The organism is Nostoc sp. NZL (genome assembly GCF_015714705.1).
Classification (GTDB): Bacteria; Cyanobacteriota; Cyanobacteriia; order Cyanobacteriales; family Nostocaceae; genus Nostoc; species Nostoc foliaceum_A.
Genome location: NZ_WBKL01000092.1, coordinates 1 through 7,604, shown reverse-complemented (window position 1 = coordinate 7,604; position 7,604 = coordinate 1). Strand labels below are relative to the sequence as shown.

General features: G+C 42.6%; 5 protein-coding genes. 2 read left to right on the top strand and 3 right to left on the bottom strand.

Annotation, left to right across the window (positions count from 1 at the left end; translation table 11 throughout):
* Window positions 1–975: 975 nt before the first annotated feature.
* The 3 genes from F8R90_RS13240 to F8R90_RS13230 form a co-directional block, all read right to left on the bottom strand.
* Window positions 976–1,668, bottom strand: coding sequence for a DevA family ABC transporter ATP-binding protein (locus tag F8R90_RS13240; protein WP_196511130.1), 693 nt, complete (start codon window positions 1,666–1,668; stop codon window positions 976–978).
* Between the two features lie 68 nt (window positions 1,669–1,736).
* Window positions 1,737–2,909, bottom strand: a complete 1,173-nt coding sequence (gene devC, locus F8R90_RS13235; protein ID WP_196511129.1) for an ABC transporter permease DevC — start codon at window positions 2,907–2,909, stop codon at window positions 1,737–1,739.
* Window positions 2,910–3,098: 189 nt separating this feature from the next.
* Complete coding sequence (locus F8R90_RS13230; RefSeq protein WP_196511128.1) at window positions 3,099–4,298, bottom strand: ABC exporter membrane fusion protein; 1,200 nt, start codon at window positions 4,296–4,298, stop codon at window positions 3,099–3,101.
* A 683-nt stretch (window positions 4,299–4,981) separates the two neighbouring features.
* Between F8R90_RS13230 and F8R90_RS13225 the strand changes: the two genes are divergently transcribed.
* The gene (locus tag F8R90_RS13225) at window positions 4,982–5,536 is read left to right on the top strand and encodes a TRAP transporter small permease subunit (RefSeq protein WP_196511127.1); all 555 of its coding nucleotides are present in this window, start codon (window positions 4,982–4,984) and stop codon (window positions 5,534–5,536) included.
* Window positions 5,520–6,857, top strand: coding sequence for a TRAP transporter large permease (locus F8R90_RS13220; protein WP_196511126.1), 1,338 nt, complete (start codon window positions 5,520–5,522; stop codon window positions 6,855–6,857). Before F8R90_RS13225 ends, F8R90_RS13220 begins: the two co-directional genes overlap by 17 nt.
* Window positions 6,858–7,604: the final 747 nt, after the last annotated feature.

Below are 7,604 nucleotides of genomic sequence, written 5' to 3'. Positions count from 1 at the left end.
GCGATCGCAATATTAATCAAGTTCGTGTAGATTGGCGTTTTCGTACAGAAGATGCCAGAGTTAAGCTGTCAAAGATTTATCCAACCCCGCAAAATTAATGGGACAGACCACTAGTGGTCTGTCTCATTAAATATGATCGGTAAACTCATTCTTAATTTTTCTTCCTTTGCGCCCTTTGCGTCCTTTGCGGTTCGTTTCTCAACCCCCTCAAAATTAATGGGACAGACCACTAGTGCCATTCTCAATAATCATAGAGCTACAAAAACCCCTTGTTTGTGTTGGAAAATAGACTAGCTTATTTTTACTAGTGTTTCCTGTTTGCAGCAGATGTTGATGAAAACTATAAATTTTGGAAATCCTCCAGGAAATTATATACAGGACAGGGGCAGGGGGGAAAAGACAAGGGAGAATGATTTGTAACTGTAATTTAGTGAATTGGTGTTTTAATAACCAAGGTGTATTCCATTGGCAATAATCTTAAAATTTAACTAGATTGATGGCAAAGACGCTCTCGTGGCTTGCCATAGGTATATCATTTGTTAGGCAACAAATGAAACTCGCTAGAGTTTAACCATTACATAATAATACTTGAAGAAAATCTTGGAATCAACTGGACACTTGTTCAACTGGACACTCGTACTACACTGTTAGGCAAAAGTTGGTGTAGGAAAATCACCTAAACCAGTTAACCCAAGAGGAAAGTGTCATAAATAACCTCATAAAATTTAGGTAAAGCTAGCTTTAGTAAGCTGGTGAACATTTAATAGCACAAGTAGGGCAGATAAGATGCCCACCCTATGATAAGTTTTATTGATATATAGTGTGAAATTATAGGATTTTCGGTTTATCTAATTCTTAATCGCCGTTTATACACTCATAACAGATATTACTAATATTGGTATAGATGTAAAACAACAGTGATTTTACCTAAAATTTTCTCGTTCCGAGTTTTGCAGATCATGAAGGCTATCAACTCTAAGCTGATAGTTTTACTTTTGACTTGAGCTTACCATCTTCCATGTCAACGATGCGATCGGCAATGTCTAGGATGCGGTTGTCATGAGTAACCATCAAGATGGTACAGCTTTGTTCTTTTGCCAGTTTTTGCATGAGATTGACTACATCTCGTCCTGATTGACTGTCAAGGGCGGCGGTGGGTTCATCCGCTAGGATTATTTGAGGATGACTGACTAAGGCGCGGGCGATCGCTACTCTTTGTTTTTGTCCCCCAGATAGTTTATCAGGATAGTAATGCAAATGATTTCCTAATCCTACCTGCTCTAGCATTTGGGCTGATCTAGCTAGCATCTTTTTTAAGTCAAGATGTTGGTGCAATTCCAAAGCTATTTTGACATTTTGGAGCGCTGTTAAACTACCATGCAAGTTATGCCCTTGGAAAATATAACCGTTACGCCGTCGCGCCTGTACTAGTTGTTCAGCACTAGCACCACAAAGTTCTCGTCCCAACACCCGCAAACTACCAGATTGGGTAGAACGCAACCCACCCACCAAGGTCAGCAAGGTTGTCTTTCCAGAACCAGAGGGCCCAGTCATAATAATAATTTCACCGGGGTTAATCTCTAAGTTGATATTATATAAAACTTGCTTGCGGAGTGAGCCGTGACCAAAGTGGTGGTCGAGATTTTTAATAGAGATGACGGGAAGCATATTTGGGGAGTGGAGGAGTTTGGAGTTAGAAGTTGTAAAAATTCTTGCCTGTTTCTTGTCCCCTAGTTTTAGAACATATCAGCAGGGTCGGTGGCTTGGAGTTTGCGGGTTGCGATCGCACCGGAAATTGTACACATAATAATAGTCAGTACTAATACCTGCAATGCCCGAATTGCAGTCATGTACATGGGTAAATTTGTGGCACTGCGAGTCAGTTGGTAAAGTGCTAAGGACACTCCCAAACCGGGGAAGAAACCCAGTGCTGCCAATATCAACGATTCTTCAAGCACTACACCTAGCAGGTAATAATTGCGATATCCCATTGCTTTGAAGGTGGCGTATTCCCGAACATGGGCATTAACATCAGTGGAGAGGACTTGATAGACGATAATCACGCCCACCACAAAGCCCATCGATACACCCAGGCTGAAGATAAATCCAATTGGAGAATTTGTTCTCCAGAAGTTGTTTTCAAATTCAATAAATTCTTTGTGGGTTAAAACTCTGACATCATCTCTGAGGTAAGCTTTCAATGTTGCTGCTACTTTTTTGGGGTCATAGCCTGGTTTTACCTTAATCAAACCTAGACTGACACTACTTGACTGTCGCCCGGAAAATAGCCGCAAAAAGTTTTGATCGCTGGTAATCAGGTTGCCATCAGCGCCAAAGGAAGCCCCGACTTGGAATAAGCCACTAATGGTAATTGTGCGCCGTTCTATTTCGGTGGTTAGGGTTTTACCTTGGTCAATTTGAGCGATCGCTTTTTGATAATCTCCTCTTGCACCACGATCAAACAAGACGGTATTCGGCATTTTGATCGCTTGCAATTGCTGGTTAACATCTGGTAAGTCAAAAGCTGGCTTGTCTGGGTTAAAGCCGATAACTAACACCCCCGTCTCACGGTGTGTTTGAGGATTTTTCCAGATTGTGTTGTTGAAATACATTGGTTCTGCCGACTTCACCCCTGGTATATCCATTGCTTGGTAAAGTCGCCGGCGAGAAAATGTAGACAAGCTTGGCAGGTTACGGGCTTGGGGACTCGTTAAAACAATGTCTGCTTGCAAACTGCGATGCAGTCTGGTGTTACTGTCATACAGCGCAGTCTGAAAGCCCAGTTGCATGAACATGAGAAGATCCGCAAAGGCAATGCCTGACAATGCCACCAAAAGACGGCTTTTTTCATGACTCAGTTGCAGCCATCCAAGAGGGGTTCGCCGTCGCAGTTGTTTGATCAATCCCATAATCTAGGTACTGGGGGTTAGGGACTGGAAATTGGGGACTCGTTCATCCACCTCAGAACCCTATGGTTTCACCAAGGCGGTGGGAAGCCCACTTGCTTTTTGGGGTGTCCGGGATAGCTGCCCCGCCGTTAACTGTTAACTGTCATCAGTTATCAGTATGCACGTGTTATCCCATCCCCTTTTAGGGGCTTAAAGTTCAATTACTGCCTTAACTTGCATATTGGTTAAGGTGGCAGCTTTTCGGCTGGAGACTTCATCTAGTCGGATATGGACTTCTACTACTCTGTTGTCGATATTACTGACGGGATCCGTGTTAATCACATTCTGCCGTCGCACTTGCAAGCCCTTGTGATCTACGATTCCCTGCAATTCAATCGGGAGGTAATCACCAATTACTCGCACTTGCTGCCCTGAATGCACTTTGCCGATATCGCTTTCGTAGACTTCAGTGATTACATACATTTGGCTAGTTTGTCCGATATCAGCAATGCCATCATTTGATACTAATTCGCCAGGATGGGTATGGATCTCGAATACCTGTCCATTTTGGGGCGATCGCACCTCGGCCTGTTTAAGATTGATTTTTGCCAGATTCATGGCTGCTACGGCACGATTGATTTCTGCTTGGGCAGCTTCTACATCCACTCCGCGTATCTCAGCGATTTCATCGAGTGTGGCTGTGGCTTCTTTTACCTGTTGCTGGCTAGTTGATTGGGTACCATTTAACTGTGCCTGTGCTTCTTGCAGACTTTTTTGGGCAGTTTCCAAGCTTAAACGCTTACTATCCCGTTGGGAGGCGGAAATTGCGCCCTGTTGATATAGTTGCTGATACCGTTCGTCTTCTGCTTGGGCGTTGCGCACTTCGGCTTGGAATCGTTCAATTGTCGCTGCTTGGGTACTAATACTACCTTGGCGTTCTGCTTTTAGGCGAGCGATCGCAGCTTTTTGGGCAGCAATTTCACCACGTTTAGCACCTGCTTGGATGCGGTTTAGGTTTGCCTGGGCTACTTTTACTTGTTCCTGCGCCTCTTTTAATTCTGCTTCCAAGCGATCGCGGCTATTCAAAATCGCAATCACTTGTCCTGCTTTTACCCTATCCCCCTCCTTTACTAACAACTTTTCTACCCGACTTCCTTCCGCAGACACCGCAGCAGAGAGTTTAATTACCTTTCCCTCTGGTTCGATCCGTCCTAAAGCTGTTACCGTTTTTAATTGTGGCAATTGTGTTGCTGGCACTTGGATCTCTAGATTTGCATAATTTTGCCAGCGTTTTACTATATAAAAACTTATTCCGCCAACCAATAAAGATGCGATTATACCTATAGCAACAGATGGACGCAGAATAGACTTAGGGAACGGTCTGTACCCTAGCTTTGAGTTTCGCACCATAGATTACCTCTTAACTAGTGGCGCAGAAAAAACTAAATAGATTAAGATTTTCTCGTTACCTCTGTTAGTTATTGTTAATTTATTGATTCAGAGTTCATAAAAAGTGGAATTCGTTGAGAATTTATCAACCTAGTGCAATTTAGCTGGATAGGATAACAAAAAGTCAATCTCGAATATTAAGAGAGTTATGTTACTGACGAACTACTTTGTTTTTTTGAAAGTACTCAGGTATAGTAAACGGTTTCAAAATTACGGGTTGTAACAGCGCCAACAATCAGAGGTAAATTCAGTCAAAAGTAAAGGTTTTTTGTCATCAAAAACAAATAAATCGCAATTACTAAAAATCTATTTAAATTTCGACAATTTTATTGATTTTAGTGATATGTTTCACTCCTAAAATTCCTTGTTATGAATTGCTTTTTCAGTTTATTAACCCATTTTCTACCCAGAACTTCAGTGCGCGATCGCTATTAGTAGCATTATTAGTAACTCCAACCTTTACTCCTGTTAAAGAGATTTAAATCGTTAAATAAGATAGATAGAAACATTTTCTACTGAAAGGCTCAGATTCTTGACTATCGGGCTGTAAACTACATTTAGGGACTTCTGAACAAAAAAGCTCTAAGTATCTCTTATGGGATTGAGAGAAGTCTCTGACATCAATGCAAGAGGCAAAATAACCATTGGAAAAATTATTAAGAATATCAAAAATTATTGATAATTGCACTGAACGCATTGGTCGATTTAGCAGTTGGCTGGTGCTAGTAATGATCCTACTTGGTGTGTGGAATGTTATCGGGCGATATCTCGGACGAATTAGTGGTAATAATTTCACTTCCAACGCTTACATAGAATCTCAATGGTATATTTTTGATTTAGTTTTCTTATTGGGAGCAGCTTATACCCTCAAGCATAATGAACATGTCCGTGTTGATATTTTTTACAGTAATTGGCCGCCTCGGCGAAAGGCACTTGCAGACTTACTAGGGACTATATTTTTTCTCATCCCATTCTGCATCATCGTGATCATTTTTTCTTGGGATGCCGTTGTGGCTTCATGGCAAATCAAAGAAGCCTCATCTGATCCTGGTGGGTTGCCTCGTTACCCCATTAAAGCGATGATTATTGTCGGCTTTGTGCTGCTGATTTTCCAGGGAATTTCTCAGGCGATCAAAAATTTGGCAATTCTCCAAAGCAGAATAGAACCTCAGGAGGAAAATCATGACATTGGCTTATGAATGGTTGGGGCCACTGATGTTTGCTGGTGCTTTGGTGCTGTTGTCGCTGGGATATCCGGTAGCATTTTCATTGGGTGGTGTGGCAATTTTATTTGGAATCCTAGGAATTAGCTTAGGTGTATTTGACCCAGTATTTCTTACTGCCATGCCACAACGGATTTTTGGCATCATGGCAAACTATACCTTATTAGCTATCCCTTACTTCATCTTCATGGGGGCAATGCTGGAGAAATCTGGGATAGCAGAAAGGCTGTTAGAAACGATGGGGATTTTGTTGGGACGCTTGCGTGGCGGACTGGCTTTAGCTGTGATATTGGTAGGTGCAATGCTTGCAGCTACAACTGGTGTAGTAGCGGCGACAGTGGTAGCAATGGGTTTGATTTCTCTGCCAATTATGCTCCGCTATGGGTACAACAAAGAATTAGCTACTGGTGTCATTGCTGCGTCAGGAACCTTGGGGCAAATTATCCCGCCGAGTGTGGTGTTGGTAGTACTGGGTGATCAGTTAGGTGTGTCGGTGGGCGACTTGTTCCTCGGTTCAGTGATTCCTGGTTTGATGATGGCAAGTGCATTTGCCCTACACGTGCTAATTGTGGCATTTTTGAAGCCAGATTTAGCACCAGCTTTGCCTGCTGAGATCAGAGAAATTGGTGGGAAAGCTTTGGGAAGACGGGTAATTCAGGTGATGATACCACCTTTGATACTGATTTTATTGGTGCTGGGAAGTATATTTTTTGGCATTGCTACGCCGACAGAAGCGGGTGCAGTGGGTTGTGGTGGTGCGATCGCACTGGCGGCTGCTAACCGTAAACTTACCTTAGAATCTCTACGTCAAGTTTGTGATGCCACTTTGCGAATCACCAGCATGGTAGTTTTTATCCTGTTTGGTTCCACAGCTTTTAGTTTAGTCTTTCGGGGATTAAATGGCGATCGCTTCATGTTCGATGTTCTCGCTAATCTCCCCGGCGGTAAAACCGGCTTTTTGGTTGTCAGCATGGCGGTGGTATTCATCCTTGGCTTTTTCATCGACTTTTTTGAGATTGCCTTTATTGTCGTCCCCCTATTTGTACCAGTTGCCCAAAACTTGGGTATTGACTTAGTTTGGTACGGCGTAATTTTGGGCGCAAATCTGCAAACTTCTTTCCTCACGCCTCCCTTTGGCTTCGCCCTGTTTTACCTGCGCGGTGTCGCACCACCGGAAGTAACTACAAAGGATATCTATCGCGGTGCAATACCGTTTATTTTGTTGCAACTATTGGTGCTGATGTTGCTTATTGTTTTCCCAGGAATAGTCAGTTTCTTACCTTCTTTGGGAAACTAGCGCTCTTTCAACACTCTCAGTATCACCTGACTACTTTTTAGCCAGTAGAGCATTATCGCTTTTTGCTGCTTGCTTCAGAAGCGTATTTAACGGCTTTTTCTAATTCTTCTTGATATCATGTCCGCATAATTAGTTATGCTAATCACAGTCATTACACCCCAACCGGGGAGACAAAGCGTAGCTTTGGCGGGGTGGGGTTCTTCGGGTTTAATAAGCAATCAAGCGGACATGATATGACTCTCTTTTATTTCAACTTGTAACTCCCGGTTCGCCCATTTTTTCAGGAGTTAAAAGAAAGGCTACTCAGGGGTAAAAGATTGACCACCAAGTTGAGTGTAAATAGTAATCGGGAACCCAAGCAAAACAAGAATACGTTGCTGTAACGCTATAACCCTATTTAATTACTCTGAGAAATTAAAAATAGATTCTATTTTTGGTCTTCGCTATCCTTAAAGCCTTATAAAACTTAGGTTTTGGCGTTTCACACTGTACATAAATTATTACCGTCAAAAACGTCTTAAATATATTTTGGGTAAAGGTTATGATAAATGCGATGCCTGCGGCGGGCGTAGCCATCGCAGAGCTTGTGAGAAATGCGGGAGTCGTTGATTGAATTTGGGCAGTCGTTGATTGAATTCGGGCAGTTGTTTATTGAATTTGGGCAGTCGTTGATTGAATTCGGGCAGTCGTTTATTGAATTCGGGCAGTCGTTTATTGAATTCGGGCAGTCGTTTATTGAATTCGGGC

Coding starts and splice junctions, on each gene's coding strand:
- F8R90_RS13240 (WP_196511130.1), bottom strand. CDS start 1,668: ATGCTTCCCGTCATCTCTATTAAAAATCTCGACCACCACTTTGGTCAC.
- devC (WP_196511129.1), bottom strand. CDS start 2,909: ATGGGATTGATCAAACAACTGCGACGGCGAACCCCTCTTGGATGGCTG.
- F8R90_RS13230 (WP_196511128.1), bottom strand. CDS start 4,298: ATGGTGCGAAACTCAAAGCTAGGGTACAGACCGTTCCCTAAGTCTATT.
- F8R90_RS13220 (WP_196511126.1), top strand. CDS start 5,520: ATGACATTGGCTTATGAATGGTTGGGGCCACTGATGTTTGCTGGTGCT.